This is a genomic window from Lysobacter sp. CA199, from assembly GCF_052078715.1.
Classification (GTDB): domain Bacteria; phylum Pseudomonadota; class Gammaproteobacteria; order Xanthomonadales; family Xanthomonadaceae; genus Lysobacter.
This window is the reverse complement of sequence record NZ_JBQJIL010000012.1, coordinates 142,752-167,613: the sequence shown is the minus strand read 5'-3', so window position 1 is coordinate 167,613 and position 24,862 is coordinate 142,752. Positions and strand designations below refer to the sequence as shown.

The 24,862-nt window shown below is 66.6% G+C and carries 26 protein-coding genes; 12 read left to right on the top strand and 14 right to left on the bottom strand.

Annotation, left to right across the window (positions count from 1 at the left end; translation table 11 throughout):
* Positions 1–6: 6 nt before the first annotated feature.
* The 9 genes from ACTOWJ_RS22035 (at position 7) to pcaC (ending at position 8,579) form a co-directional block, all read left to right on the top strand.
* Positions 7–1,422: an alginate export family protein gene (locus tag ACTOWJ_RS22035; RefSeq protein ID WP_441336757.1), complete on the top strand. Its 1,416-nt coding sequence runs from the start codon at positions 7–9 to the stop codon at positions 1,420–1,422.
* A gap of 165 nt (positions 1,423–1,587) precedes the next feature.
* Positions 1,588–2,448, top strand: coding sequence for a CoA transferase subunit A (locus ACTOWJ_RS22030; protein ID WP_441336756.1), 861 nt, complete (start codon positions 1,588–1,590; stop codon positions 2,446–2,448).
* A 23-nt stretch (positions 2,449–2,471) separates the two neighbouring features.
* The gene (locus tag ACTOWJ_RS22025) at positions 2,472–3,260 is read left to right on the top strand and encodes a CoA-transferase subunit beta (RefSeq protein ID WP_441336851.1); all 789 of its coding nucleotides are present in this window, start codon (positions 2,472–2,474) and stop codon (positions 3,258–3,260) included.
* The gene (gene pcaF, locus ACTOWJ_RS22020) at positions 3,257–4,471 is read left to right on the top strand and encodes a 3-oxoadipyl-CoA thiolase (RefSeq protein ID WP_441336755.1); all 1,215 of its coding nucleotides are present in this window, start codon (positions 3,257–3,259) and stop codon (positions 4,469–4,471) included. The genes ACTOWJ_RS22025 and pcaF overlap by 4 nt, the downstream gene beginning before the upstream one ends.
* A 148-nt stretch (positions 4,472–4,619) precedes the next feature.
* A complete protein-coding gene (pcaH, locus tag ACTOWJ_RS22015) occupies positions 4,620–5,333 on the top strand; it encodes a protocatechuate 3,4-dioxygenase subunit beta (protein ID WP_441336754.1) in 714 nt (237 codons plus the stop codon).
* Positions 5,334–5,336: 3 nt separating this feature from the next.
* Complete coding sequence (gene pcaG, locus ACTOWJ_RS22010; protein WP_441336753.1) at positions 5,337–5,900, top strand: protocatechuate 3,4-dioxygenase subunit alpha; 564 nt, start codon at positions 5,337–5,339, stop codon at positions 5,898–5,900.
* A 64-nt stretch (positions 5,901–5,964) separates the two neighbouring features.
* On the top strand, positions 5,965–7,350 hold the full coding sequence (locus ACTOWJ_RS22005) for a 3-carboxy-cis,cis-muconate cycloisomerase (protein WP_441336752.1): 1,386 nt from the start codon (positions 5,965–5,967) through the stop codon (positions 7,348–7,350).
* A 22-nt stretch (positions 7,351–7,372) separates the two neighbouring features.
* Positions 7,373–8,152, top strand: coding sequence for a 3-oxoadipate enol-lactonase (pcaD, locus tag ACTOWJ_RS22000; RefSeq protein ID WP_441336751.1), 780 nt, complete (start codon positions 7,373–7,375; stop codon positions 8,150–8,152).
* A gap of 10 nt (positions 8,153–8,162) precedes the next feature.
* Positions 8,163–8,579 (top strand): 4-carboxymuconolactone decarboxylase, encoded by a 417-nt coding sequence (gene pcaC, locus ACTOWJ_RS21995; RefSeq protein WP_441336750.1) that lies wholly within the window; start codon positions 8,163–8,165, stop codon positions 8,577–8,579.
* Positions 8,580–8,597: 18 nt separating this feature from the next.
* Here the strand turns inward: pcaC and ACTOWJ_RS21990 are convergent, their stop codons facing one another.
* From ACTOWJ_RS21990 to ACTOWJ_RS21965, 6 genes are all read right to left on the bottom strand, one after another.
* Positions 8,598–9,494, bottom strand: a complete 897-nt coding sequence (locus tag ACTOWJ_RS21990) for an IclR family transcriptional regulator domain-containing protein (RefSeq protein ID WP_441336749.1) — start codon at positions 9,492–9,494, stop codon at positions 8,598–8,600.
* 90 nt (positions 9,495–9,584) lie between these two features.
* The gene (locus ACTOWJ_RS21985) at positions 9,585–10,505 is read right to left on the bottom strand and encodes an ADP-ribosylglycohydrolase family protein (RefSeq protein WP_441336748.1); all 921 of its coding nucleotides are present in this window, start codon (positions 10,503–10,505) and stop codon (positions 9,585–9,587) included.
* A complete protein-coding gene (locus ACTOWJ_RS21980; protein WP_441336747.1) occupies positions 10,502–10,972 on the bottom strand; it encodes a hypothetical protein in 471 nt (156 codons plus the stop codon). Before ACTOWJ_RS21980 ends, ACTOWJ_RS21985 begins: the two co-directional genes overlap by 4 nt.
* 71 nt (positions 10,973–11,043) lie before the next feature.
* Positions 11,044–11,421 (bottom strand): cupin domain-containing protein, encoded by a 378-nt coding sequence (locus ACTOWJ_RS21975; protein WP_441336746.1) that lies wholly within the window; start codon positions 11,419–11,421, stop codon positions 11,044–11,046.
* A 64-nt stretch (positions 11,422–11,485) separates the two neighbouring features.
* Positions 11,486–11,692, bottom strand: a complete 207-nt coding sequence (locus ACTOWJ_RS21970; protein ID WP_441336745.1) for a DUF2909 domain-containing protein — start codon at positions 11,690–11,692, stop codon at positions 11,486–11,488.
* Positions 11,689–12,057 carry a hypothetical protein gene (locus ACTOWJ_RS21965; RefSeq protein WP_441336744.1) on the bottom strand — a complete coding sequence of 123 codons (369 nt, stop codon included), beginning with the start codon at positions 12,055–12,057 and terminating at the stop codon, positions 11,689–11,691. The genes ACTOWJ_RS21970 and ACTOWJ_RS21965 overlap by 4 nt, the downstream gene beginning before the upstream one ends.
* 8 nt (positions 12,058–12,065) lie before the next feature.
* Between ACTOWJ_RS21965 and ACTOWJ_RS21960 the strand changes: the two genes are divergently transcribed.
* Positions 12,066–12,413 carry a DUF6053 domain-containing protein gene (locus tag ACTOWJ_RS21960; RefSeq protein ID WP_441336743.1) on the top strand — a complete coding sequence of 116 codons (348 nt, stop codon included), beginning with the start codon at positions 12,066–12,068 and terminating at the stop codon, positions 12,411–12,413.
* A 35-nt stretch (positions 12,414–12,448) separates the two neighbouring features.
* Positions 12,449–13,873, top strand: coding sequence for an aminotransferase-like domain-containing protein (locus tag ACTOWJ_RS21955; protein ID WP_441336742.1), 1,425 nt, complete (start codon positions 12,449–12,451; stop codon positions 13,871–13,873).
* Here the strand turns inward: ACTOWJ_RS21955 and ACTOWJ_RS21950 are convergent.
* The gene (locus ACTOWJ_RS21950; RefSeq protein ID WP_441336741.1) at positions 13,785–14,249 is read right to left on the bottom strand and encodes an MmcQ/YjbR family DNA-binding protein; all 465 of its coding nucleotides are present in this window, start codon (positions 14,247–14,249) and stop codon (positions 13,785–13,787) included. The two genes, ACTOWJ_RS21955 and ACTOWJ_RS21950, sit on opposite strands and share 89 nt — an antisense overlap.
* 115 nt (positions 14,250–14,364) lie before the next feature.
* Complete coding sequence (locus ACTOWJ_RS21945) at positions 14,365–14,772, bottom strand: GFA family protein (RefSeq protein ID WP_441336740.1); 408 nt, start codon at positions 14,770–14,772, stop codon at positions 14,365–14,367.
* Between the two features lie 102 nt (positions 14,773–14,874).
* Between ACTOWJ_RS21945 and ACTOWJ_RS21940 the strand changes: the two genes are divergently transcribed.
* A complete protein-coding gene (locus ACTOWJ_RS21940; protein ID WP_441336739.1) occupies positions 14,875–15,819 on the top strand; it encodes a helix-turn-helix transcriptional regulator in 945 nt (314 codons plus the stop codon).
* A gap of 194 nt (positions 15,820–16,013) precedes the next feature.
* Here ACTOWJ_RS21940 and ACTOWJ_RS21935 read toward each other — a convergent pair whose 3' ends face one another.
* From ACTOWJ_RS21935 to ACTOWJ_RS21910, 6 genes are all read right to left on the bottom strand, one after another.
* Positions 16,014–17,984: a GMC family oxidoreductase gene (locus ACTOWJ_RS21935; RefSeq protein WP_441336738.1), complete on the bottom strand. Its 1,971-nt coding sequence runs from the start codon at positions 17,982–17,984 to the stop codon at positions 16,014–16,016.
* On the bottom strand, positions 17,981–18,475 hold the full coding sequence (locus tag ACTOWJ_RS21930; RefSeq protein ID WP_441336737.1) for a hypothetical protein: 495 nt from the start codon (positions 18,473–18,475) through the stop codon (positions 17,981–17,983). The genes ACTOWJ_RS21935 and ACTOWJ_RS21930 overlap by 4 nt, the downstream gene beginning before the upstream one ends.
* Before the next feature lie 10 nt (positions 18,476–18,485).
* Positions 18,486–19,835: a hypothetical protein gene (locus tag ACTOWJ_RS21925; RefSeq protein ID WP_441336736.1), complete on the bottom strand. Its 1,350-nt coding sequence runs from the start codon at positions 19,833–19,835 to the stop codon at positions 18,486–18,488.
* A gap of 328 nt (positions 19,836–20,163) precedes the next feature.
* Positions 20,164–20,415, bottom strand: coding sequence for a DUF6053 domain-containing protein (locus ACTOWJ_RS21920; RefSeq protein ID WP_441336735.1), 252 nt, complete (start codon positions 20,413–20,415; stop codon positions 20,164–20,166).
* Positions 20,416–20,510: 95 nt separating this feature from the next.
* Entirely contained in the window at positions 20,511–22,913 is a 2,403-nt protein-coding gene (locus tag ACTOWJ_RS21915; RefSeq protein WP_441336734.1) for a S8 family serine peptidase, read from the bottom strand.
* A 559-nt stretch (positions 22,914–23,472) separates the two neighbouring features.
* Entirely contained in the window at positions 23,473–24,423 is a 951-nt protein-coding gene (locus ACTOWJ_RS21910) for an AraC family transcriptional regulator (protein WP_441336733.1), read from the bottom strand.
* Between the last annotated feature and the right edge of the window lie 439 nt (positions 24,424–24,862).

The following is a 24,862-nucleotide window of genomic DNA, read 5'->3' as shown; positions in this document are numbered from 1 at the left end:
ACCGCCATGTCCCATCCCGCCTTCAACGGCGCATCGCGCAAGCCATGGATCGCCTACGCGCTGGCGCTGCTTCCTTGCGTCGCCAGCGCACAAACGCCGCCGTCGTTCAAGTTGCTGGCTTACGACGAGGACTATCGCTATCTGGCGAAAACCGAGCCCGGACAACGCAGCGCCTGGGAGCAGTGGAAATACCGGTCGGTCGGAAACGAGGGCTCGCTCAGCATCGGCGGCGAGAGCCGCACCTTGTTCGATTACCGCAGCAATCCGGGCTTCGGCCGTTTCACCCGCGACGATCAGGACGGCTATTGGCAAGAACGTCTGCGCTTGTGGGCGGACTATCGCGTCAACCCGCATCTGCGCCTGTTCGGCGAGCTGTCCAGCAGCTTCGTTTCCGGCCTGGATGCCGCCACGGTGCAGGCCACCGACCGCAATACCCTGGAGTTGTCGCAAGGCTTCATCGAGCTGTCCAGCGGCGAAGCGCAACCGCGCTGGAGGCTGCGCACCGGCCGCCAGCAGATCGCCCACGGCTGGCAACGCTTACTGGACGTGCGCGAGCCGCCCAACTCGCGCCTGTCCTTCGATGCGGTGCGGCTGCTCTACGACCGCCCGGGTTTCAGCGGCGGTTTGTTGTGGGGACGACCGGTCGAATCCCGCATCGGCGGCTTCGACGATCGCACCAACGACCTGCACCGGCTGTGGGGCGGGCACGTCGAAGTGCCCTTGCTGCGTTCGGCGCCGGCCGCGGCGAAACTCGAGTTGCTCTATCTGGATACCGAACAACGCAATCGCCGCTTCGATGCCAGCGGCCCGGCGAACGACCAGCGCCGCACGCTGTCCGCTCGCCTGAGCGGTGCGAACAAGGGATTCGACTACGACCTGGAACTGATCGGACAGCGCGGCGATTTCGGCGCGCAGCGCATCCGCGCCTGGCAGGGCACTTTGTTCGCCGGCTACACCTTCGAGCAAGCGGCGTGGAAACCGCGCCTGGGCGTGCGCCTGGAGGCCTCTTCCGGCGACCGCGACCCGCGCGACGGCGAGCTCAACACCTTCAACGGCCTGTACTCGCGCTCGGCGGTGTTCGACGGCAGTTTTCTGTCCAGCAACGTGCGCTCATTCGGGCCCGACCTGGTCTTGAAACCCACTCCCAAGCTGTGGTTGAACCTGTACGTGCTGGCGCTGCAACGGCAGAGCGTGCACGACGGCGTCTACGGCGCCGGTTGGCGCGTGGTGCGGCCCGGCGCCGCCAACGATGAGCGCGACATCGGCGTGCGCAAGGTGCTGGCGGTGAAATACCGCATCAATACCTACGCGACACTGGATCTGTTCGTTCACCACGCCGACGCCGGTCCGTTTCTGCGCGACGGCGCCGTGCGCGGCCGCGATTACTTTTTCTTCGCCCCTTACCTGACCTTGCGCTTTTGAGCGGCGCGGTCGAACCCGCGCGCTGGCCTGCCGCGGAATGGGCATGGCTCCGGACGAAGAAACCGCTTGTGCGATTACCGCACACGTAAATCGATTATCGCATTGACCCGCAGCGGCGCGCTTTCTACCGTAACCAGGTTCGTTGCACGTTTCCAGGAGCCTTGAGTGGCCAACATCGTTTCCTTGCGCGAAGCCGTCTTCAGCCTGATCCACGATGGCGATACCGTCGCGCTGGAAGGCTTCACCCATCTCATTCCGCACGCTGCCGGACACGAAATCATCCGCCAGGGCTTACGCGACCTCGCCCTGGTGCGGATGACGCCGGACCTGATCTACGACCAGCTGATCGGCGCCGGTTGCGCGCGCGCGTTGCGTTTCTCGTGGGGTGGCAATCCCGGCGTGGGTTCGTTGCATCGCCTGCGCGACGCCGTCGAAAAAGGCTGGCCGCACCCGCTGGAGATTCGCGAGCACAGCCATGCCGACATGGCCAGCGCCTATGTGGCCGGCGCCAGCGGCCTACCGTTTTCGCTGTTGCGCGGCTACACCGGATCGGACCTGCCCAAGCACAACCCAGACATCCGCTTCATCGACTGCCCTTACACAGGCGAACGCCTAGCCGCTTCGCCCGCAGTCAACCCGGACGTCACCGTGATCCACGCGCAACAAGCCGACCGCCGCGGCAACGTGCTGTTGTGGGGCATCCTGGGCGTGCAGAAGGAAGCCGCGTTGGCGGCAAAGAAACTGATCGTCACCGTCGAAGAAATCGTCGACCGGCTCGATGCGCCGAGCAACGCCTGCATCCTGCCCAAGTGGGTGGTCGACGCGGTGTGCCATGTGCCCGGCGGCGCCGCGCCCTCCTACGCGCATGGTTATTACGAACGCGACAATCGGTTTTATCTGGCCTGGGATACGATCGCGCGCGATCGCGACCGTTTCCTGGAATGGATTCGTAAGCACATCCTCGACACCGCCGATTTCGCCGAATTCCAACGCCTGCACGCGCAATCGCAGCGGGAGGCCGCATGAGCGCGTCCGACATCGGCCGGCCCATCGGCGAATTCAGCACCAATGAGATGATGACCGTGGCCGCGGCGCGGCGCCTGCCCGACGGCGCGACCTGTTTCGTCGGTATCGGCCTGCCGTCGACCGCGGCGAATCTGGCCCGCCTGACCCACGCGCCGGAAGCGGTGCTGATCTACGAATCCGGCCCGATCGGCGCGAAGCCCAGCGTGTTGCCGCTGTCGATCGGCGACGGAGAATTGGCCGAAACCGCCGATACGGTGGTGTCCACCCCGGAAATTTTTCGCTATTGGCTGCAAGGTGGGCGCATCGATATCGGTTTTCTCGGCGCGGCCCAGATCGATCGCTACGCCAACCTCAATACCACCGTGATCGGCGCCTACGATGCGCCGCGCACACGCCTGCCCGGCGCGGGCGGCGCGCCGGAAATCGCCGGTTCGGCGAAAGAAGTGCTGATCATCGTGCGCCAAAGTCGGCGCACCTTCGTCGAGACGCTCGACTTCATCACCTCCGTCGGCCATCTCGACGGAGGCGACGCGCGACAACGCGCGGGGCTGCGCGGCAAAGGCCCGACCGCGGTCATCACAGATCTGTGCGTGATGGAGCCCGATCCGGTCACGCGCGAACTCACCGTGGTCTCGATCCATCCCGGCGTCAGCCGCGAACGTATCGTCGAAGCCACCGGCTGGCCGGTGCGGTTCGCCGCAACGCTCAAAACCACCGCCGAGCCGGCCGCCGCTGAACTCGTCGCCCTGCGCGCGCTGCAGGCGCGTACCGACGCCGCGCACGGCAGCGCGCACGCGGGAACCGACGCATGAGCGCGGCTTACATCATCGACGGCATCCGCACGCCGATCGGCCGTTACGGCGGCGCGCTGGCCGGCGTACGCGCCGACGATCTGGGCGCGCTGCCGCTGCTGGCGCTGCTCGCCCGGCATCCGGACCTGGATCCGGCGCTGGTGGACGATGTCTATTTCGGCTGCGCCAATCAGGCCGGCGAAGACAACCGCAACGTCGCGCGCATGAGCCTGCTGCTGGCGGGGCTACCGCTGTCGGTGCCGGGTGCGACGATCAATCGATTGTGCGGTTCCGGGCTCGACGCGCTCGGCCTGGTGGCGCGCAGCCTGCGCGGGGGCGAACTCGACCTGGCCATCGCTGGCGGCGTCGAGTCGATGTCGCGCTCGCCTTATGTGATGGGCAAGGCCGACGCGGCGTTCGCGCGCACCCAGCAGATCGAAGACACGACCATGGGCTGGCGCTTCGTCAATCCTCGGTTCAAGCAGCAATACGGCGTCGAGCTGATGGGCGAAACCGCGGAGAACGTGGCCGAGCGCTACGCCATCTCGCGCGAGGATCAGGATGCGTTCGCGCTGCGCAGCCAGCAACGCGTGGCGGCGGCGCGCGAAGCGGATTTCCACCGCGGCGAGATCGCGCCAGTGATCGTGCCCGCAGCCGGACGCAAGCGCGACGACACCGTCGAGGTGGTCTCCGACGAACACCCGCGCGCCGACACGTCCCTGGAGGCGCTGGCCAGACTCCGGCCCGCTTTCCGTCCCTCCGGCACCGTCACTGCCGGCAACGCGGCCGGACTCAACGACGGCGCGGCGGCTTTGCTGCTCGCTTCCGACAGCGCGATACGCCAGTACGGTCTGACCCCGCGCGCGCGCGTGCTGGGCATGGCGACCACGGGCGTGGAGCCTGCCTATATGGGCATCGGCCCGGTGCCGGCGGTGCAAAAGTTGATGGCGCGCCTGAATCTGAAGATCGATGATTTCGATGCGATCGAACTCAACGAAGCCTTCGCCGCGCAGAGTCTGGCCTGCCTGCGCCAACTCGGATTGGACGACGACGCCGCGCACGTCAACGCCAACGGCGGCGCCATCGCCCTGGGCCATCCGCTGGGCATGAGCGGCGCGCGGCTGGCGTTGACCGTGTTGCGCCAACTCGAACGCAGCGGCGGAAAGATCGGTCTGGCGACCATGTGCATCGGCGTCGGCCAGGGCATCGCCGTGGCGATCGAACGCGTTTGATCGGGCGTACCGGATCCGACGCCGATCCGGCGCCTGCCGGTCTCCTCATCGCGGCCGCGGCCATGCACACTACGGCGACAGGACCGATGCTCCGTTCACTTCCTCCCGACGCCCGCTATCGGCGCCGGATCACCCCGGATTCCGCTCTATGAACGATTCCATCGGCGACTTGCGCGGTTTCCGCAGGCCGCATCCGTTCACCCAACCCGGATATCTGCACCCGCCGTACCGTTCCTCGGTGGCGCGCGGGCCCAGTCGCGATCCGATCGCCATTCCGGTCACCTTGTCGGAAATCACCGGACCCGCTTTGGATCGCACCGTGTCCGGCCCGAACAGCGCCGATCTGACCGCGGGTTTCGCCGGCGAGCCGCTGGGCGAACGCATCATCGTCTCGGGCCGCGTGCTCGACGAGAACGGCAGGCCGGTGCGCAATCGCGTGGTCGAAGTCTGGCAATGCAACGCCGCCGGCCGTTACCGCCACGACGGCGATCGCCACGACGCGCCGCTGGATCCTAATTTCCGCGGCGACGGCCAGGTGCTGACCGACGAGCATGGCCGCTATCGGTTCAAGACGATCAAGCCCGGCGCGTATCCGTGGCGCAATCACTACAACGCCTGGCGGCCGGCGCATATCCATTTTTCCCTGCATGGCGATGGTTTCGCGCAACGCCTGGTCACCCAGATGTATTTCCCCGGCGATCCATTGCTGGCCCACGATCCGATCTTCAACTGCGTCGCCGACGCCAACGCGCGCGAACGCATGGTGTCCGCGTTCGATTGGGAAAACGCGCAGTCCGAATACGCCTTGGCGTATCGTTTCGATATCGTCCTGCGCGGCCGCCGCCAGACGCCTTGGGAGTGACCGATGAGTCTGCAGACGACCCCTTCGCAAACCGTCGGCCCGTATTACCGGATCGGGCTCGAAGCGCTGTATCGCACGCAAGTCGCGCCGGATTCGGCGCTCGGCGAGCGCGTGGAGATCGCCGGCATCGTGTTCGACGGCAATGGCCTGCCGGTGAGCGACGCGATGATCGAACTGTGGCAAGCCGACGCGCAAGGCATCTACGCTCACCCGGACGATCCGCGCCACCACGATCACGATCCCGCATTCGAAGGATGGGGCCGCGTGCCCACCGACGGCGACGGCCGCTTCTGTTTCAGTACCGTCAAGCCCGGTCGCGTCGCCGGCCCGGGCGGCGGCTTGCAAGCGCCGCATCTGGTCGCGCTGGTGTTCATGCGTGGGCTACTCAAGGCCGCTCCGACGCGAATCTATTTTTCCGACGACGCCGATCTGTCCAACGATCCGATCCTGTCGCTGGTTCCGAACGAGCGCCGTGGCACCCTGGTCGCACAGCGGACCACGCCGGGGTGCTATACCTGGGACGTGCGCATGCAGGGCGGGCGCGAAACTGTGTTCTTCGAATACTGAATGCCCTGGGCCGCCGTATCGGCCCGTGTCCGCCATCGCCGCAGCAAGGGAGAACGAAGTCGCCATGAGCTCGGACGTCAGCTTGCTGAGTACGCTGTTCGGCGACGCCGCCATCGACGCCGCGTTGAACGAGCGCGCGCGATTGCAGGGAATGCTCGATTTCGAAGCGGCCCTGGCCCGCGCCGAAGCGCGCTGCGGAGTGATTCCGCGGCACGCCGTCGCGGCGATCGAATCGGCCTGCGCGGCCGATCTGTACGACATCCCGGCCTTGGCCGCCGCGACCGCGCTCGCTGGTAATCCCGCGATCGCGCTGGTGCGCGCGTTGACCGCCGAAGTGGCGAGCCACGATGCCGAATCGGCGCGCTGGGTGCATTGGGGCGCGACCAGCCAGGACGCGATCGACACCGGCGGCGTATTGCAATTGCGCGACGTGCTCGATGCCTTCGAGCCGCGTCTGGATGTGTTGATCGCGAGCTTGCGCGTGATGGCCGATCGCGAACGCGCAACGGTGATGCCTGGCCGCACCTTGTTGCAAGCGGCGGTGCCGGTGACGCTGGGGCTCAAGGCGGCCGGATGGCTGGACGCCTTGTCGCGCTCGCGCGTTCGCCTGAGCGAACTGCGCGGTCGCGCGCTGGCGTTGCAGTTCGGCGGCGCCGCCGGCACCTTGGCCTCGCTGCACGGCCGTGGCCTGGAGGTGGCGCAAGCGCTCGCCGACGACCTGGGCCTGAGCCTGCCCGCGTTGCCCTGGCACAGCGCGCGCGACCGCATCGCCGAAACCGGCGCGGTGTTCGGCCTGATCGCCGGCACCCTGGGCAAGATCGCGCGCGACATCGTCCTGCTGATGCAGACCGAAATCGGCGAGGCCTTCGAGCCGGCCGCCGACGGCAAGGGCGGATCGTCGGCGATGCCGCACAAGCGCAATCCGGTCGCCTGCCTCGCCGCCATCGCCAACGCCACGCGCGTGCCCGGCCTGATCGCTACTCTGTTCTCGGCGCTGCCGCAGGAGCATGAGCGCGGCGTCGGCGGATGGCATGCCGAATGGGACACGCTGCCGCAGATCCTGCGCCTCACCGCGGGCAGTCTCTCGCAGGTCAGCGGCGTGATCGACGGCTTGGAGCTGGATCGCGAACGAATGCGCGCGCATCTCGATATCGGCGGCGGTTCGCTCTATGCCGAAGCCGTCGCCGTGAAGCTGAGCGAATCGCTGGGGAAACAGGCCGCGCACCAGTTGGTCGAATCCGCGGCGAAACAAGCCATCGTCGACCGCCGTCATCTGCGCAACGTGCTGGCCGAACAAGCGCAGGTCATGGCCATTCTGAGTCCCGATGCATTGACGGCGCTGTTCGCGGCCGACAGCGCATTGGGCATGAACGATCATTGGATCGACCGCGCCATTCGCGCCGACGAGGACGATGCGCTTCGTCCTTCGCGAACGACGCCGCCGCTCTGACCTCCTGGCCGACGCTCATCGCATGCCTCATCTCGACCTTCCCCAGCACCGCCTGCACTACCGCATCGACGGATACGAGGGTCGGCCCTGGCTGACGTTGTGCAATTCGCTGGGCACCGATCTGCACATGTGGGACCCGAACATCGACGCCTTGCGCGCGCAGTTCCGCGTGCTTCGCTACGACCGACGCGGCCACGGCGGCTCCACCGCCCCGCCCGGCCCGTATTCGGCCGCAGATCTGGGGCGCGACGTGCTGGCGCTGTTCGATGCGCTGCACATCGAACGCAGCCATTTCTGCGGCTTGTCGATCGGAGGACTGACCGGCCAATGGCTGGGCCTGCATGCGGCGGATCGGCTGGACCGGCTGATCCTGTGCAGCACCGCGGCGAAGATCGGCACCGCCGCGATCTGGCAAGAACGCATCGCCCAAGTGCAGGCCCAAGGCTTGTCGTCGCTGGTCGACGGCACCGTGCAGCGCTGGTTCGAGCCCTCGTTCGTCGCCGCGCATCCGGCGCTGACCGCGCGCATCGCCGCTGCGTTCCTGAGCACATCGCCGCAGGCCTACATCGGCTGCTGCCACGCTCTGGCCGAGACCGATTTTCGCGAACGATTGGCGCAATTGGCCGTACCGACCCTGGCGCTGGCCGGCAGCGACGACCCGGTCACGCCGCCGGCCGATCTGCGTTTCATCGCCGAGCGCGTCGTCCACGGCGAATTCGCGCAACTGCCGGGCCGGCACATCTTCAACTGGCACGACCCGGCGGCGTTCAACGTCGCCGCACTGGCTTTCCTAAACGCCTGAGGACGCATCGATGGACGAACAAGAGCGCTACCGGACCGGCATGAAGATCCGCCGCGAAGTGCTGGGCGATGCGCACGTCGACCGCGCCATGGCCGCCGACAGCGATTTCACCGCGGAATTTCAGGCCTTCCTCACCCGCGCCGCCTGGGGCACGATCTGGGCCCGCGACGGATTGCCGCGGCATACGCGCTCGTTGCTGACCATCGTCATGCTGGTCGCGCTCGGTCACGACGAGGAACTCAAATTGCACGTGCGGGCCGCGCGCAACAACGGGGTGACGCCGGACGAGATCAAGGAAGCGCTGATGCAGGCCGCGATTTACTGCGGCGTGCCGGCGGCCAACCATGCGTTCGCGCTCGCCAGGCCGATCATCGAAGAGCAATCGGCCGAGAGTGCGACTGCGCAACCCACCACCGACGCGGACTGACGCGCGCCGACGGACTCATCAGTCGAATACCGATTCCAATTGCTTGGCGGCGCGCTTCAACGCCGGCACCAATCGGGTCTGCAGAGCGCTCAGGGTGACGCGTCCGGATTGGGTGCCGATGTTGAGCGCGGCGATCACCTTGCCGTCGCGGTCGCGCACCGGCACCGCGGCCGAACGCAAGCCGATTTCCAGCTCCTGATCGACCACGCACGCCCCGTCGTGACGCACCCTGTCCAGGATCGCCAGCAATTCGTCTTGTCCGGTGACGGTGCGCTCGGTGCGCGGCCGCAGCTGGGTGCGCGCCAGGTAACCGGCCAACGTGTCCGGCGGCAATGCCGCCAACAGCACGCGTCCCATCGAGGTGCAATACGCGGGCAGATGGCTGCCCGAGCGCAAGCCGATCGACATGATGCGCACGGTCTCGGCGCGCGCCACATACAGCAGTTCATCGCCGTCGAGAATACCGAGCGAACACGACTCGTTGACCTCGTCGCGCAGCGCGTCCAGCACCGGCTGCGACGCGACGGTGAGCGCCGTCGAGGACAGGTACGCGCCGCCGATCCCCAGCACGCGCGGCGCCAGCACGTAGCCGGCGGCGTATTCGCCGACGTAACCGAGTTTGCCCAGGGTGTACAGCACACGCCGGACCGCCGCGCGCGAAATGCCGGTTTCCAGGCTGATCTGCGACATGCTTACTTCGCGGGCGTGGCCGGCGAATACGCTGAGCACCGCCAGGCCTCGCGCCAGCGAGGTCATGAAATTCGGATCGCCTTCACAGGCCTGCGTTTGCCGCGCGATCTCCTTGGCCAGACCGCGCTGGCCGGTCGCGTTGGCCGGCTTGGCCTTGTCGGTCTTCGGCGGCCGCCCGCGCGCGACGTTGCTGGTTCGCCTGGATTTCGCAGAAGACTCCGCCATCGCCGCGTCTCGCGCTCGCACGTCGGCCGTGCCGAGGCAGTGTAGGTGCTTGCGGGTGCATCGTCGACCGCAGCTCGCCGCTGCGCGCGATCAAATCAACCCGTCGGACCGCTCCGACAAGGCCAACAATGCATCGGCCATCGTCGCGATCTCCTCGCGCATGACCAACGTGTCCAGCCAGTCGCGCGGAATCGCATCGACGCCGTAGTAAGCGCCGGCGATCTGGCCGCAGATCGCCGCGGTGGTGTCGGCGTCGTCGCCCAGGTTGGCCGCGCGCAGGATCGCGGTTTCGAACGAGTCGGTGTGCAGAAAACACCACAGCGCCGTTTCCAGCGATTGCACGCTGTAGCCCGAGCCGACGATCTCGCTCTCGGGCTTGCCGGCGTATGCGCGGGCGTGGATCGCCGCGACCGATTCGCTGGCCGGCGGCGCCATCGCGGGAGTCAACACCGCTTCCTGGCCCGCGCCCATCAGCGCCGCGCGCAATTGACCGGCGAACAGGCGCGAGCAATCCAAAGCCTCGTCCGCGCCGTGGGTGGTGCGGGTCGATTCGGCGGCGTAATGGCGAACCTGTTCCGCATCGCGACGCCACAGCATCGGCACCGGCGCCAGCCGCATCAACGCGCCGTTGCCGGCCGCGCGCGGGCCGGGATCGCCGGCATACGGATCCTGGTTGCGCAAATATCGGTCCAGGGCCGCGCTCACCGTCATGCCGATGTCGAAGCACTCGCCGTTGCTGCTCATATAGCCGTGCGCGCGCCAGTTGCAATAGCGATTCATCTGATCGCGCGCATCGAAGCCGCGGCAATGGATCAGGCTCGCCGCCAGGCACAGCGCCATCGAGGTGTCGTCGGTCCATTCGCCGGCGCGCAACGCAAACGGCCCGCCGCCGACCATGCCGGTGAGCGGCTCGAAATCGCCGCGACCGCGGAATTCGACCGTGGTGCCGACCGCATCGCCGCAGGCCAGGCCGAGCAGGCAGCCGAGGTAGCGTTGGCGCAGATCGATCAACCGATGCCCTGTTTGGTGATCCGGGCGTTTGCGATCGCGGCGGACAGCGCCGAATACAACGACTGCCCCAACTGCGTCAGTTCGGTTCCCGGAACACCACGATGGAAGGAGAATTGGAACGGCCGAAGGCCGATGACCCCGGTGAAAGCGTCGAGTTCGAAATAGTCCGGCCGTTGTTCCTCGGACGCGACCAGGGACTCGAGCCGGCTCGAAAACACGCCGATCTGTTCGAACAAGCGCGGTAGCGGCGCAATCCATTCGCCCGCGACTGTGTAGTGACGCAGACTGCGCTGGGTGAACTCGTGCACTCCGCCGGCGACGTGCTGACGCCCTTCTGGCCGCCACAGATCGGCGTCGCCGCCGTTCCAGTCGATCCACGCCCGCATCATCAACGGACCAAAATTCTGGTCGTACTGAGGCCTGCCGTCGGACTGCCAGTAAAGCTTGAAGGATTCGTCGTGTCGCATGCGCCCTCCTTTGGCCGTGGACTGACGAAGCTTGCCATACCGGGTATCGCGCGCGGCGCCGGGAAGCGGATTCAGGGGTCTTCGTCGAGGTCTTCGTAGCACTCGGGCACGAAACGCGGAGTGCAGATCGCCAGGAACACCAGATCGCCGTCGCCGAGGTTGGCGATGCGTTGCGGCGCGTCGGCCGGAATGAACACCACATCGCCCGGGCCGACCTCGGCCGGCGCCAGATCACCGGCGTGCATGCGGCCACGGCCATGCAGGATCAGATAGCGCTCGCTGGTACCGCGCAGGCGGTGCAGGCGCGTGATCACGCCGGGCTCGACCCGGATGCGCGCGATCGAGCTGCTCGCGTCGTCGGCGGAGTTCCAGCACTCCACCACGTGGCAACGTTCTTCGAAGTAGTACTCGGGCGTTTGCGCGTTGGCAACGATGCGGGCGGTGGTCATCGCGAGGTCGGTGGCGGAGCAGCCGACAGCTTAGCCGCGGTCGCGGCGCGTCGTCCGCCCGGTCTCAGACGCCCACGCCGTGCGGCTGCACCACGCCGGTGGCGATGCCGATCACGACCAGTCCGATCAAGGCGATCGAGTAGACGATGCGCTTGGTCAACGCGTTGACCGTGCGCTTGCTGGCGCCCTGGTCGACCAGCATGTAATACAGACCGGCGCCGAGGTTGTAGAGGATCACGCCGAGAAAAGCGGCGACGAGCAGCAGTTTCATGATTCGGCCCTGCCCGGGAACGGGCGCGTGGTGTCGGAAGAGGGAGCGACGGCGCGGTTGCGGCCGCGCAGCCAGCGCCAGCGCAGCGCGACGGCCGCGGTCATTACCGCCAGGAACAGGCCGTAGGCGACCGAGCTGGCCAGCACCTGTTTCCAGATCGCGCCGGCATTGGGGTCGGCGTTGAGCATGCTCCAGTGCATGCCCCAGAACGCGGCCGCGCTGGCCAGCAGCAGGCTGACGCTGTCGAAGGCGGTGCGCGCGCCGCCGCGGGGCTGGCGCGGGTAGGCCCAGAACAGCCAGGCCAGGATCGAGAACCAGGGGATGAACAGGATCAGGGCCAGATTGAGTTCGACTTGCGGATTCATGGCGGGCGATGGCGGGTTTGAGCAGCTTTTGCTGCGGGGTCCATTGTTCGCCCACCGATCCAGATTGCGTAGACTCAGAATCTGGAAGAAAAACCAGATCAGTCGCAAGGAAGGCTGGGATTCGGGATTCGGGATTCGGGAAGCCTGATAGGGCGAGGTCTTTTGTGGGAGGGGCTTCAGCCCCGACGCTTTTCGGTCAGGTGCTACCGACTTCCGAATCAGGCGGATCGGACAGCGTCGGGGCTGAAGCCCCTCCCACAAAAGACCTCGCGGTCGCGTCGGTGGGTGGCGCGCGAGGCAGCTTGGCGGAGTTCGGTCCCGCAACCGCCCCTACCGCGATTGCTGCTGCCCATTGACGTCCTGTGCCGCAACTTTTCCGACGCCCGTCCCCATGAAGCGCTACCAAGCCCTCGCCGACGACATCGCCCGCTCGATCCGCCAGGGCCTGCTGCGCCCCGGTCAGCGCCTGCCCTCGGTGCGCCAGACCAGCGCGGCGCGCAAGCTCAGCCCGGCCACCGTGTTCCAGGCCTATTACCTGCTCGAAGCGCAAGGTCTGGTGCGCCCGCGTCCGCGCTCGGGTTACTACGTCAGCGAACAGGCGCGCGCCCTGCTGCCCGAACCCGACGCCGCCTCCGCGCCCGACGGCCGATCGCGCCCGGTCGACATCAGTGCGCTGGTGTTCGAAGTGCTGGAATCGGCGATGACGCGCGACATCGTGCCCCTGGGTTCGGCCTTCATGAGCCCGGACCTGTTTCCGCTGGCCAAGCTCGGCCGGGCGATGGCGCACGAGGCGGTGCATCTGGATCCGCGCAGCACCGTCGACGACCTGACCCCCGGCAACGCCGAGCTGCGCCGGCACATAGCCTTGCGTTACCGCATCGGCGGCGTGGAGTTGGGCGCGCACGACCTGGTCATCAGTAACGGCGCGATCGAAGCCTTGAACCTGTGCATCGCCGCGACCACCCGGCCCGGCGACACCGTGCTGGTCGAGTCGCCCTGCTTCTACGTCGCGCTGCAAACGCTGGAGCGCCACGGACTGCATGCGGTGGAGGTGCCGACCCATCCGCGCGAAGGCATCGAGCTGGGCGCGCTGGATGCGGCGATCCGCCGCCATGCGCCCAAGGCGTGCTGGCTGATGACCAGTTTCCAGAATCCGCTCGGCGCCAGCCTGCCCGAAGCCAAGACGCGCGAACTGGTGGACCTGCTGGCGCGCCACGAACTGCCGCTGATCGAGGACGACGTCTACGGCGAACTGCACTTCGGCGCGCGCCGCCCGCTGCCGGCCAAAGCGTTCGATACGCGCGGCCTGGTGTTGCATTGCGGCTCGTTCTCCAAGACCCTGGCGCCGGGTTACCGGATCGGCTGGACCGCGCCGGGACGCTACGCGCAGACGGTGGCGCGGCTCAAGCTCACCAACACCTTGTCCACCTGCGTGCCGGCGCAGTTGGCGATCGCGCGCTATCTGCAGCGCGGCGGTTACGAGCGGCATCTGCGCGGATTGCGCAAGACCCTGCAAGAGCGACAGGCCGCGTATCTGCAGGCGGTGACCGAATATTTCCCCGCCGGCACCCGGGTCACCCGGCCCGACGGCGGTTACTTCCTATGGATCGAACTGCCGCCCGACCGCGATGCGCTGACGTTGCAACGGCAGGCGGCGCAGCGCGGCATCAGCATCGCGCCGGGGCCGATCTTCTCCGCGCATCGCGGCTACCGCCATTGCCTGCGGCTCAACTACGGCCACGCGCTCGATGCGCGGGTGGACGCAGCGTTACGAGTCTTGGGCGAGCTTTCGTCGGCGCGATCGGGCTCAGCCTGAGACGCTGCGCTTCATCGGCCTCGGCCAGCGCCTCGGCCTGACGCTTGCGACTGAGATTGCCCAGCGCGCGCCGGTACGACCAGTCGACCAATTCGATCAGATAGTCCTGCGGCACGCGCCGCACATCGACCACGGTCACCCAGTGATAGCGGCCCATGAACCGCGCCGGTTTCGCCCCGGGCATGTCGGTGAGCTCGACGAAGCGCTCCGGCGTGGTCTTGAAACTGAAACGCCAGCGCTCGGGTTCGCTGGTCTTGAAGTAGGCGAAGAATTTTCCGCCGACGCTGTAGACCAGGATATTGGACGGCGCCCCATGCGGAACCTCCTCGGCGCCCGGGTAGCGGCGGCAATGTTTCTTGAGCGCGTTGGTGTCCATCGGGGGCGTGGGTGTCGGTCGGTCTGCGATTGTGTTTCGCCGTAATCGAAGTGTCGCGATGAGCTCCCTGCAGGAGCGGCGCAAGCCGCGACCGCGACAAGGAGCACCCGCGCCCTTACATATGCGCGGTGATCTTGGGAACCTCGAACCAATTGTTGTTCAAGCCGTCCATGAGCTGGATCGGCGCCGCCGCCAACACCTCGTGTTCCACGTCCAGGCAAGCGACATTGACCGAGTAGTACTTGCCGCCGAGCACTTCCAGCTCGCCGGTGCCGAAGGCGTGGACGCCGCAATGCTTGCAGAAGTGATAGGTGCCGCTGAAGGTGCCGAACTGGTACGAGCCCATCTCCTCGACGTTGCCGGCGACCAGACGGAAGGCGTCGGGCTTGACCAGCGCGCCCCACTTGCGCAGCTTGCTGCATATCGAACAATTGCAGCGCGAGGTCCCGGCGTCCAGGTCGAGGTCGACTTCGTAGCGGATCGCGCCGCAGTGGCAGCTGGCCTGGTAGGTCTGAACGGTCATCGCGGTGCGCTCCGGTTAGGCGGGGCGGTCTGCCCCGGACGATCAAAGGATAGAGCTTATTGAGGACAATTTCTGTCCTCAATAGGTTTTAGACTGGGTCCCATGCTCAAGACCTCGACCCGACTCCTGCGCCTGCTGTCCCTGCTGCAATCGCGCCGCCATTGGACCGGCGCGGAACTGTGCGAGCGGCTGGAAGTGGATGCGCGCACCGTGCGCCGCGACGTCGATCGCCTGCGCGAACTCGGCTATCCCGTGCAGGCCTCCACCGGTGTCGGCGGCGGCTATCAGCTCGCCGCCGGCGCCTCGCTGCCGCCGCTGCTGCTCGACGACGACGAAGCGGTGGCGATGGTGGTGGCCCTGCGCAGCGCCGCCGCCAGCGTGGCGCGGATCGAGGACACCGCGGTCGGCCTGCTCGGCAAGCTCGACCAACTGCTGCCGGCGCGGCTGCGGCGCCGGGTCAGCGCGCTGTATTCGGTGACCCTGTCGCTGGCCCAGCACGAAGACGGCCCCGACGTGGAGACGCTGACCGAACTGGCCGGCGCCTGTCGCGATCACCGCCTGATCGAGCTGCACTACAGCGACCGCGGCGGGCGCGCGAGCCAGCGCACCATCGAACCGCTGCGACTGGTCAGCAGCGGCCGGCGCTGGTACCTGTTGGCGTGGGACCGCAGCCGCGAGGATTGGCGTTTGTTCCGCGCCGACCGGATCCAATCGGCGCAGTGCGGCGGCGGCTTCGCGCCGCGCAAGTTTCCCGAGGACATCGCCGCTTACGTGCAGCGCAGCATCAGCCAGGTCGTGCAGGGCGAGGTGCTGCGCGCGCGGCTGCGCGGTTCGGCCGAAAGCCTGGCGCCGCAGCTGCCGCCGTGGTGCGGCGTGCTCGAACACATCGACGAACACAGCAGCCTGTTGCATGTGCGCGGCGAGACGCCGGAGGAAATCCTGGCCCTGCTGGCCTTGACCGGGGTGGAGTTCGAACTGCTCGATGCCGGCGAGCGTTTGCCGCAGTTACGCGCGGTGGCCGAACGGTTGCTGCGCGCGGTGCAGTGAGGCCGCTTCGTCGCAAGGTGCGCGGGTGAAGCGTCGGGGCTGAAGCCCCTCCCACAAAAGACCTCGTAGCGGCGTCAGCTCCCACAAAAGACTTCGATGCCACGAAGTCTTTTGTGGGAGGGGCTTCAGCCCCGACGCTTTCCGACCTGGCCGCGCCCTCCCCGGGCGCGGCCTCCTCTGCCCTCCCTGCAAGCTCAACCCAGATCGCTGAGAATGTTGTCCGCTGCCTGCAACGCCAACGCCGCGATGGTCAAGGTCGGATTGGCCGTTGCGGTGGTCGGGAACACGCCGCTGCCGACCATGTACAGATTGCTGTGGTCCCACGACTGCTGCCGCGCGTTGAGCACCGAATCGGCGGCGCTGGCGCCCATACGGTACGTGCCGATGATGTGGCCGGCGCCGTAGAAGGTGAAGGTATTGCCCAAGTACTCGAACGTGGTCGGCGACGCGTCCGCCCCGCTCAGCGCCGGCGCCGCCGGCACTTGGGTGTACTCGGTCGCGCCCAACGCGTCGAAGATCTGCGTCGAAGCTTGCTTGGCCGACACGAACGCGTTGCGCACATAGTCTTCGCTGATGCGGTAGGTGACCTGCGGCCGCGGCAGTCCAAGATGATCCTTGTAGACGCTCGACAACTGCACCCGGTTCTGCGGATCGGGCAACTGCTCGATCAGATAACCCAGGCGCAACTGCCGCGTGTACACGCCGTTGAGCACCTGCACCAGCTTGGAACCGTAGAGCTTGCTGAAAGCCGGCATGTTCGGATCGAAACGCAGCGCCTTGCCCTGCTGGTTGACCGAATCGCCGTTCAACTGGGTGTTGTTCTGGCCGAACACGAAATCGGCCAGGGTGGTGTTGGGATCGTTGGTCGCCCAGTTCCAGCCTTCGTTGCCGATCTCGATGCGGTAGGCCGCGCGCTCGCTGCGGAACGCGCCATCGCGCACCGACTCGATGCCCGAGGTCGACAGCGGCCCGCGGAAGGCGTAGATCGGATCCTTGGCCAGGCCCCAGGCCAGATACATCACGTGATCCATCAAATTGCGCCCGACTTGATCGGAGCTGTTGGCCACACCGTTGCCATATCCCGGATTCTTGTTCGACATCAACAGCAGTTTCGGCGTTTCGATCGCATGCGCGGCCAGAACGTAGCGCTTGCCGACCGCGGTGCCGCCGCCGGTGGACGGTCCGGTCTGGCTGTCGTAGGTCAGATAGTCGATGCCGCTGACCTGATCGCCGTCCAAGCGGATGTTGCTGGCGACGGTTTGGTAGGCGATCTGCACGTTGCCGGTCTGCAAGGCCTGCGCCAGGGTCACGGTGCCGTCGTACTTGGCCTGGATCGGACAGATCGGAATGCAGTTGGTGTTGCCCGCGCACTGGCGGCGCTTGCCAGGCCGCGAGTTGCGTCCTTGCGGAGTGGGCGTGACGAACAGCGCGATGTCATCGATGCTCAACGAAGCGACGTTCTGCTGATACAGCACGTCGTTCAACGAAGGCACGATGCCCGGCATCGGGTAGTCGTAGTTGGCGCCATAGATGCCTCCGGGTTCGACATCGAAGCTCTTGTACAGCTCGACCATCGGCGGCTTGTCGGAAGACACGCCGATCACCTCGGTGGCCTGGCGGTAATACGGCAGCAGGTTGTAATAGAACTGCGCGCCGCCGGGCCAGTCCACACCTTGGCCGTACTTGGTCTTGAGCTGGAAATCGTTGGGCAGATGGGTCAGCGACGTGCCCAGCCAATGCCAGGTGGTCCCACCGGCCACGCGCTCGTAGGAACTGCCGAAGGCGAACTGCATGTTCGGATCGTCGGCGGCCTTGACCGGTTGCGGGCCATAGACGAAATAGCACTGCAGCGGTTGCTGCCAGCTGTTGATCTGCAGCACTGTGTAACGCGGCGTGTTGAGCGAGGCCGGGTCGGGTTGGCCGAGCGGATTGCCCGGGCCGCCAGCGCCTTGATTGGTCGGCGGATACGGCGACTCGGGCGTCTTGGCGTTGGCGGTGAAAAAGGTCTGCATGTACTGCTCGCGGCTCTTGGGCACCGGCGGCCCGCCTTCCAGGATCAGCACCTGCTTGCCTTTCAGACCGAGTTGATAGGCGATGATCGATCCGGAGATGCCCGAGCCGACGATCACCACGTCGAAACCGTTCGCGGGGACGGTGATGCTCATGCCGGATTCTCCAGATAGGCCTGCAGCGGCGGCGGCGTGCTCGCCCAATAGCCGTAGGTGTAGTTGGAACTGCCCATCGGATGGGACTGCATCACCCGCCACACCAGGCCCTGGGTGTAGCTGGTGGCCGAGACGATGTTGCTGAAGGTCTGTCCGCGCGTGGGCGAATCGTCGTACTGCACGGTCGGCCAGGCGCCCATGTACCACAGGTAGATCAGCTGGCGCAGCGCCAGCACCTCGGCCGGACGCGTACCGTCGAGCAAGGCGCCGGCGATGGCTTCCTGATTCTTGTCCTGCCCACCCTCGGCCTGATTGAGTCCGTAGTATTCGGCGATGATCTGATCGGCCATACCGTTGGGCAGGTTCTCGCGGAACACCTGCAGATAGACCGTCTTGATGTCCACCGGATCGATCTGCGGCGCGATCGCATCGCGGGTGAAACCGGTCAGGCCGACGCTGAGGCGGATGAAGTACTCCATGTAATCGAGCATGTCGTTCTCCTTATTGCGCGCGCTGCAGCAGGTAGGTGAAATCCGAGCTCAAGCCGTTGGTCATGGTCGCGTTGTTGTGGCAGGCCATGCAGCTCGACGAGGCTTGCGGCACCTTGCCCTGGATGTAGGTTTCCAAGGTCGCGTTGGCGAGGAAGCTCGGCGCCGGATTGCCGGTCGGGTCGGTCGGATTGGTGGCGTTGGTCGGCCATTGCGTGCTGATCAGCTCGTAGTTGGCCCACACCGTTCCGGGATAGGTTTTGCTCAGCAGCGCCTGATAACGCGCGTTGAGCGATTTGGTCGAATCGGTCAGCGGTATCTCGCGCACGATCTGGCTCGGCGCGGTGTGCGGATTGTTCGGATTCCACGGCCGCGCCGGCGGCTCGTTGACCTCGCAGCTGCCGCTGCAGTTCCTGTTGAAGAAGTTGTACTGCGACTTGTCGATCGGCTCGCCCTTGACCGGTACGTTGTCGACGTGCTCGAAGGTCGACCACACCCATTGCGGCTCGCCGGCGGTCTTGTGCGCGATATGCAATCCGACCAGGCCGACCGTCTGCAACTTGCACGAGGCCTGCACGCCTTCGTGTTCATCGGGGTTGGTGTAGACCAGCGCCTGGATGGTGTGGAAACGGCTCGCCTGGTCCTTGCCGCCCATCACCTTCCACGACGACTTGATCATGATCGCGCCGGTGTTCTTGGACCCGTTGGGCTGGGCGAAGTCGGCCGGCTTGCCGAACTTGGCCTGACCGGCTTTGCTGTACAGACCATCGCTGACGATGGTGTCGAACATGTCCTGATTGGCCATGATCGCGAAGCGCACGTAGACACCGTTCTGATCGATCAGCGGGCCGGTCTCGAACGGCTCGCCGCTTTCGTCGAGCACGTTCGGGGTCTTGCCGACCTGGGTCAGATTCAATACGCCGCTGCCCTGGCCCTTGCACACCGAAGGCGGCGGCGGGTCGGTACCCCACGGCGGCGGCGTGGCGCCGCCGGGCAGGAAGATGTCGCGGCTCTCCTTCCAGTTCTCCCACACCGTCGGCACGTTGGCGCCGATGGTGGTGCCCGGGATCGGATTGCCGTCGGGCCCGCCGGGCCAGTTCACCGCGACGAAGGACTGCCACGAGAACAGATCGAAATCGTCCTGCAGATCCTGCAGGTTCGGATTGCTTTGCGGCACGCTGATATCCAGCGGAATGGTCGAACTCAGCGGCGGCAGCGGCAGTTCGTCGCCGCGCGCGCCGGCCTGGGCGTGCTTGCCGATGTCGGCGCGCGACAGCCCGCCGCGCGGCTCGGGTTTGACGTGGCTGTCGGCGCAAGCGGCCAAGGCGAACGCCAGCGCGGCCGCGAGTAACGGCATAGGCATCGGCAGCGGCGATGGCCGCGATCGCGAATCGGCGTGGAAGGTATGCGGCATGTCCTGCTCTCCCCTGCTCCCTGGTGACGAAGCGGAGGCTTCCGCTTCGCGGCGAGGCGGCCCGGGGCGCAGTGGGTCGAACGCGTGCGCGCGTGGCGCAGGCGATGCGACGTCGGCTGGCTGGCGATGAATCCGCGGGCGGCTTCGCGTCGGGGATGCACGCTAATCGCATGCGCGGCGGAAAAGTGCGACGCGAGCGGCAGAAAACCCGCATTTTTCGCTCGCCGCGCGAATACCGCCTCGGCTGTCCTGCGTACCGGCGCGATTGCGTTTTGGATTAGGCGACGATGCGATCTTCGTCGACCGGACGGTTAGCGGCGGTAGCGATGCGGTGAGCAAATGTGAGCGCGTGGCGCGCTACGCTGCGGTGCAGCGCGAACTTGCGCGAAGCGACGACGTTCTTGCGCGATGGCCTTGCTCTTGTGGGAGGGCCTTCAGGCCCGACGCTGTTCTCTTGGATCGGCGCGAACGGATCCAAGAGCGTCGGGCCTGAAGGCGCTCCCGCAAAAGCGTTGATGCGATGTCGCATCGATCGCCCATGAAAAAGGCACCGGACCGAAGTCCGGTGCCTGGGGAGGTCCAAGCCGCATGCGCTCGGCTGGACCGAGGCGCCTCAGCGATGCGTCACTGCGCCGCGCAAGCGGTGCTGTTGTCGGTGCGCAGTTGCTCGTAGGTCTTCTGTCCGGCCGGCAGCGGCGCGGCCTGCGCGGGCAACAGCGAGCGGTATCTCGCGTCGTAGGTCGCCGACAGGAAGCAGGCTTCGGAGTTGAGGTGGAACTTCAGACGTCCGTTGCCGTAGCTGCTGTCGAAACCCGCAACGCCCAGATCGTTGCCGCCGGTGCTGGAGACATAAGTCAGCGCGTCGTAGGTCGCGTCGGACAGGTTGACGTTGCGCTGGCGCAGCAACGCGGTCCGCTCGGCCTTCTGCTGCGCGGTCGCATTGGCTGGCAACGGCGCCGGCACGGTCGCATTGGTCAACTGGCGCTGATGCTGCAGGCCCAACAGCGCCAGCGCGGCCACGTGCGGCGTCGCCGAGGAGGTGCCGTTGAAGGTGTTATCGCCGTAAGACACCGTGTCGACATTGGCGAAGTTGGCCAGATCCGGCTTGGCGTTGCCCGCGGCCTGTCCGTTCGGACGAGCGCCGCCGGCGGCAAGCACCGGGCCGCGCGAGCTGTAGGCTTCCAGGTTGGAGGTCGCCGCATCCAGCGCCGCCACCGTGATCACGCTGGCCGAATCGGCCGGATGCACCAGCGAACGTTCCGCTTCGCCGTACAGGAAGTTGTGCAGGCCGCCGCTCATCAGCCGCAGGAAATTGCTGGCGTTGGCGGTCTTGCGCACCACCTTCACGCCGAACTTGCCGCCGCCGGCGAAGCGGGTGGCATTGAACACATTGTTGCAGGCCGTGGTCTTGGTCGCCGAAGAGGGCTGCAGACTGATGCGTTCCAGCGGCTGCTGGCCGGCCGCACCGGCCTGGGCGTTGTCGGACTGGGTCACCGCGACCCAACCGGCAGGCGTCACCACGCGGCCGTTGCGGGTCACCGCGTCGGCCCAGCGCACCAGTTCCAGACGGTAGTCGGCGTTGGTGGTGTTGTTGGCGCTGGTCCAATCGTTCCAACCCAGCCACAAGTCGATCGCGATCAGGTTGGCGTCGGCGGCGTTCTTGGCGCCGACCGGAACGCATTCGCCGAAGCCGTCGATGCGCAGCGGATTGATGGTGTCGGCGATCGCCGCGCCATTGGCGTCGACATTGCCGACCACGAAATCCTGCAAGGTGTTGGCGACCGCGCCGGCGGTGCTGTCGCCGTCCCAATGCACCTGCGCCTCGTTGCCGGCGGCGTTGAGGATCAGCACGCCGTTGCGCGCGGCGGCTTCGATCGCGTCGTACAGGCCCTTCAGGTTACTGCCGGTGCCGGTGCCGTCGCCCGGCGCGTACAGGGCCATGCCCTGCGATGCGGTCAGCACCTGCGCGCGCGGTTCGCCCTGCGGTTCGTTGAGCGCGTTGAGGTTGGCCGCATCCTGGATGCCCTTGACCCAGTCGGCGGTCTGGCCGGCATCGTAGACGCGGAATTTCGCTTCCGGCGCGATGTCGTAGACGATCTCGACCACCGCGTTGCCGTGCTTCTGTCCGGTGTAACCGAACGCGCCGGCGGCCGGCTTGAACAAGGTGACCTTGTCGGTGACCGCGGCCGTGTTCACCGGCCACTCGCCGGCGTCCTGCAAGGCCTTGATCTGACCGGACGTGTTGGCGAACTGATCGAACACCGCGATGGTCAGGCCCTCGCCGTTGAGATCGCGGCGCAGACCGGCGGCGAGTTGGTCGTAGTTGCCGAGCGAACGCAGTTGATCGAGATTGCTGGCGCCGGCGCCGTCGGTGAACGCGGCGGTATCTGGCATGGCCAGCAGCGACACCTGCGCGACCGGCTGCAGGCTGGCCACCCACTCCAGGCGCGCCAGCGGCACCGAGGCCTCGATGCTCGGCGAGCCGTTGATCTGCTGCGCCTGCAGGCCGGCGGCCAACAGGGTTTCGCGCAACGACGAGGTCGCGCGGTCGAGCAGGCTGGGGTTCTGGACTTGTTCGTAGGTCAGCGCCAGATCGACGTTGACCTTGACTTTCTCGCCGTCGCGATAGCGCAGCGGAATGCCGACGCGATCGAGCACCGCGATCTGCTGCGCGGCGGTCGCAGCGCTGTGCGCCGCGCTGCCTCGCTTGGCGCCCACGGCAGCCGACGATCCCGCGCCGGCGGCAGCCTGGGTCTGCGACAGCAGTTGCACCGCTTCCAGCAGCTGACCGGCGCCGAGTTTGCTCTGCGCATCGTTGCGCGGCGTCGGGGCGGCGAAGGCCACCGGACGCATCGTCGCGCCGGGCAAAGCGCCTGACGCCTTGGCGACGGCGGCCGAGGCGAGCGCATCACCGGGCGCGCCGATCGCGGGTTGTTGGGTGTCCTGGCGCGACCACATCAACACGGTCGCGCAAGCCGCCGCCAGACCGATCACGGCGAACTTCTTGCTGGAGGAGATCTTCTTCATTGCGTGTCTATTCCTAATGCGGGTGACTGCAAGCACGGATTACCGTCGCGGGCACGCGCCCGCGGCACGATCAAGGCACGGGACCTTGTTCCGACGAATGGGAACCTCAATGGAAGCGGCCGGATGGTTGTGAATTTCGGACACGCTTATTGAGTCAAACGCACTCGATGCGCGAGCCCCCTACAGCGGCCTGGTACTTTTTTCAGAACGAATCGGAATGACGCGATGCATGGGGTGTCTCGCTGAATCTGCGTTGCATTGGCCTCAGGCACGGCCGGCAAGCTGAAGGCGCGCGTCCGCGAGGGCGCGCCGTCGTTTCGGTCGAGACTTTCGATTCGGTTCGCACCGCAGGGGGAGGTGCGGCGGCCGCCCCATCGTCGAAGAGCGTCGGGGCTGAAGCCCCTCCCACAAAAGACTTCGACGCCACGAGGTTTTTTGTGGGAGGGGCTTCAGCCCCGACGCCTTTCGCCAACGAAGCGACGATGATTGATCGCTCTGGGAAAGCATCGAGCCTGCCGGTCCTGCCACAGAGCCCCCTCGTGAGGCTTTGCGCAAAGCCTCAGCCCTGCGGCGCGCCGCGCGCCAGCACCACTTCCGAACGCGGCGGTGCGCCGAACAACCGCTTGTACTCGCGCGAAAATTGCGAGGGGCTCTCGTAGCCGACGCGATGCGCGGCGGCGACCGCTTCGATGCCGCTGACCATCATCAAGCGGCGCGCCTCGTGCAGGCGCAGATGCTTTTGGAATTGCAGCGGCGACATCGTGGTCACCGCCTTGAATTGGTGATGCAGCGACGAGGTGCTCATGTGCACCTCGTCGGCCAAGTCCTCGATGCACAGCGGCTGCAGATAACGCTGGCGCAGCACCGCCACCGCCTTGGCCACGCGGCTGGAGCGGCTGTCGGTCACGGCCAGCGCGCGCAGGCGGTGGCCCAAGTCGCCCATCAGCACGCGATAGAAGATCTCGCGCAGGGCCATCGGCGCCAGCACCGCCAGATCCTGCGGCGTGTCGAGCAAACGCATCAGCCGCAGCACCGCGTCCATCAGCGTCTTGTTGACCTTGGCCGCGTACAGGCCCAGGTCGACGCCGCCGCTGTCGCGCGCCGGTTCGCTCGCCGGCGACTGACCGGCGTCGACGATCAATCGCGCGATCTGTTCCGGATCGATATCGATGCGCAGACACAGATACGGTTTGTCCGGGGTGGCTTCGACGATCTGGCCGATCATCGGCAGCGTCACCGACACCACCAGATAGTTGAGCGGATCGTAGTGATAAGTGCGGTCGGACAAGGTCACGATCTTGCGTCCCTGCGCGACCACGCACAGCCGCGGTTCGTACACCGACGGCGAGCATTCGGTCGGGCCGCTCATGCGGATCAGATGCAGGGCGCGCACATCGGTGGCGTGGACACCGTCGCCGTCCGTCAATCGGGCAATCCGATCGACCAGCTCGGCCTGCGCGGCGCAGCTGCCTCGTTGCGCGATCGATTCGGCGGAAGTATTGGCGTTCATGGCTTCCCGCGGGGAGTCGGGTGGCTGCGATTATCGGTAGGAATCTGGCCTGAGACTGTGCCTTTTCAGCTGAATTGCAGAATTAGGCAATGATGCAACAGTAATGTACTAACACGGCGGCGGCGCAAGGACTACTTTAATCGCACTCCCCCAACGGTCCCTCACTCCGTCTCGACGCGGGGCCGGGCCGATGGGCGGCGAGCCGGCATCCGACGTCCCGTCCGCGGGACGCCGGCCGTCGCGCGCGCCGCGCCGGCCCCGGAATGGCCGGAGGGCAGGCGCAGCGAGCGCCGCCAGCCCCGCCACCCACCCAGGCCCGACCACCGGGGATCCCCGCCCTCCCCAGGCCGATGCAAGCGAACGCGGCGCGCAACTGACGGTTTTGTCAGCCAAGCGACAGCGACGCGTACGCCAGCGGCGCATAAAGTTTCCGTCGTGG

Coding starts and splice junctions, on each gene's coding strand:
- ACTOWJ_RS21955 (WP_441336742.1), top strand. CDS start 12,449: ATGAAGCGCTACCAAGCCCTCGCCGACGACATCGCCCGCTCGATCCGC.
- ACTOWJ_RS21950 (WP_441336741.1), bottom strand. CDS start 14,249: ATGGACACCAACGCGCTCAAGAAACATTGCCGCCGCTACCCGGGCGCC.
- ACTOWJ_RS21990 (WP_441336749.1), bottom strand. CDS start 9,494: ATGGCGGAGTCTTCTGCGAAATCCAGGCGAACCAGCAACGTCGCGCGC.
- ACTOWJ_RS21940 (WP_441336739.1), top strand. CDS start 14,875: ATGCTCAAGACCTCGACCCGACTCCTGCGCCTGCTGTCCCTGCTGCAA.
- ACTOWJ_RS21930 (WP_441336737.1), bottom strand. CDS start 18,475: ATGCTCGATTACATGGAGTACTTCATCCGCCTCAGCGTCGGCCTGACC.
- pcaF (WP_441336755.1), top strand. CDS start 3,257: ATGAGCGCGGCTTACATCATCGACGGCATCCGCACGCCGATCGGCCGT.
- ACTOWJ_RS21960 (WP_441336743.1), top strand. CDS start 12,066: ATGGCGGGTTTGAGCAGCTTTTGCTGCGGGGTCCATTGTTCGCCCACC.
- pcaG (WP_441336753.1), top strand. CDS start 5,337: ATGAGTCTGCAGACGACCCCTTCGCAAACCGTCGGCCCGTATTACCGG.
- ACTOWJ_RS21910 (WP_441336733.1), bottom strand. CDS start 24,423: ATGAACGCCAATACTTCCGCCGAATCGATCGCGCAACGAGGCAGCTGC.
- ACTOWJ_RS22005 (WP_441336752.1), top strand. CDS start 5,965: ATGAGCTCGGACGTCAGCTTGCTGAGTACGCTGTTCGGCGACGCCGCC.
- ACTOWJ_RS21980 (WP_441336747.1), bottom strand. CDS start 10,972: ATGCGACACGACGAATCCTTCAAGCTTTACTGGCAGTCCGACGGCAGG.
- pcaD (WP_441336751.1), top strand. CDS start 7,373: ATGCCTCATCTCGACCTTCCCCAGCACCGCCTGCACTACCGCATCGAC.
- ACTOWJ_RS21935 (WP_441336738.1), bottom strand. CDS start 17,984: ATGAGCATCACCGTCCCCGCGAACGGTTTCGACGTGGTGATCGTCGGC.
- ACTOWJ_RS21920 (WP_441336735.1), bottom strand. CDS start 20,415: ATGCGACATCGCATCAACGCTTTTGCGGGAGCGCCTTCAGGCCCGACG.
- ACTOWJ_RS21970 (WP_441336745.1), bottom strand. CDS start 11,692: ATGAAACTGCTGCTCGTCGCCGCTTTTCTCGGCGTGATCCTCTACAAC.
- ACTOWJ_RS21945 (WP_441336740.1), bottom strand. CDS start 14,772: ATGACCGTTCAGACCTACCAGGCCAGCTGCCACTGCGGCGCGATCCGC.
- ACTOWJ_RS21915 (WP_441336734.1), bottom strand. CDS start 22,913: ATGAAGAAGATCTCCTCCAGCAAGAAGTTCGCCGTGATCGGTCTGGCG.
- ACTOWJ_RS21975 (WP_441336746.1), bottom strand. CDS start 11,421: ATGACCACCGCCCGCATCGTTGCCAACGCGCAAACGCCCGAGTACTAC.
- ACTOWJ_RS21925 (WP_441336736.1), bottom strand. CDS start 19,835: ATGCCTATGCCGTTACTCGCGGCCGCGCTGGCGTTCGCCTTGGCCGCT.
- ACTOWJ_RS21965 (WP_441336744.1), bottom strand. CDS start 12,057: ATGAATCCGCAAGTCGAACTCAATCTGGCCCTGATCCTGTTCATCCCC.
- ACTOWJ_RS22035 (WP_441336757.1), top strand. CDS start 7: ATGTCCCATCCCGCCTTCAACGGCGCATCGCGCAAGCCATGGATCGCC.
- pcaC (WP_441336750.1), top strand. CDS start 8,163: ATGGACGAACAAGAGCGCTACCGGACCGGCATGAAGATCCGCCGCGAA.
- pcaH (WP_441336754.1), top strand. CDS start 4,620: ATGAACGATTCCATCGGCGACTTGCGCGGTTTCCGCAGGCCGCATCCG.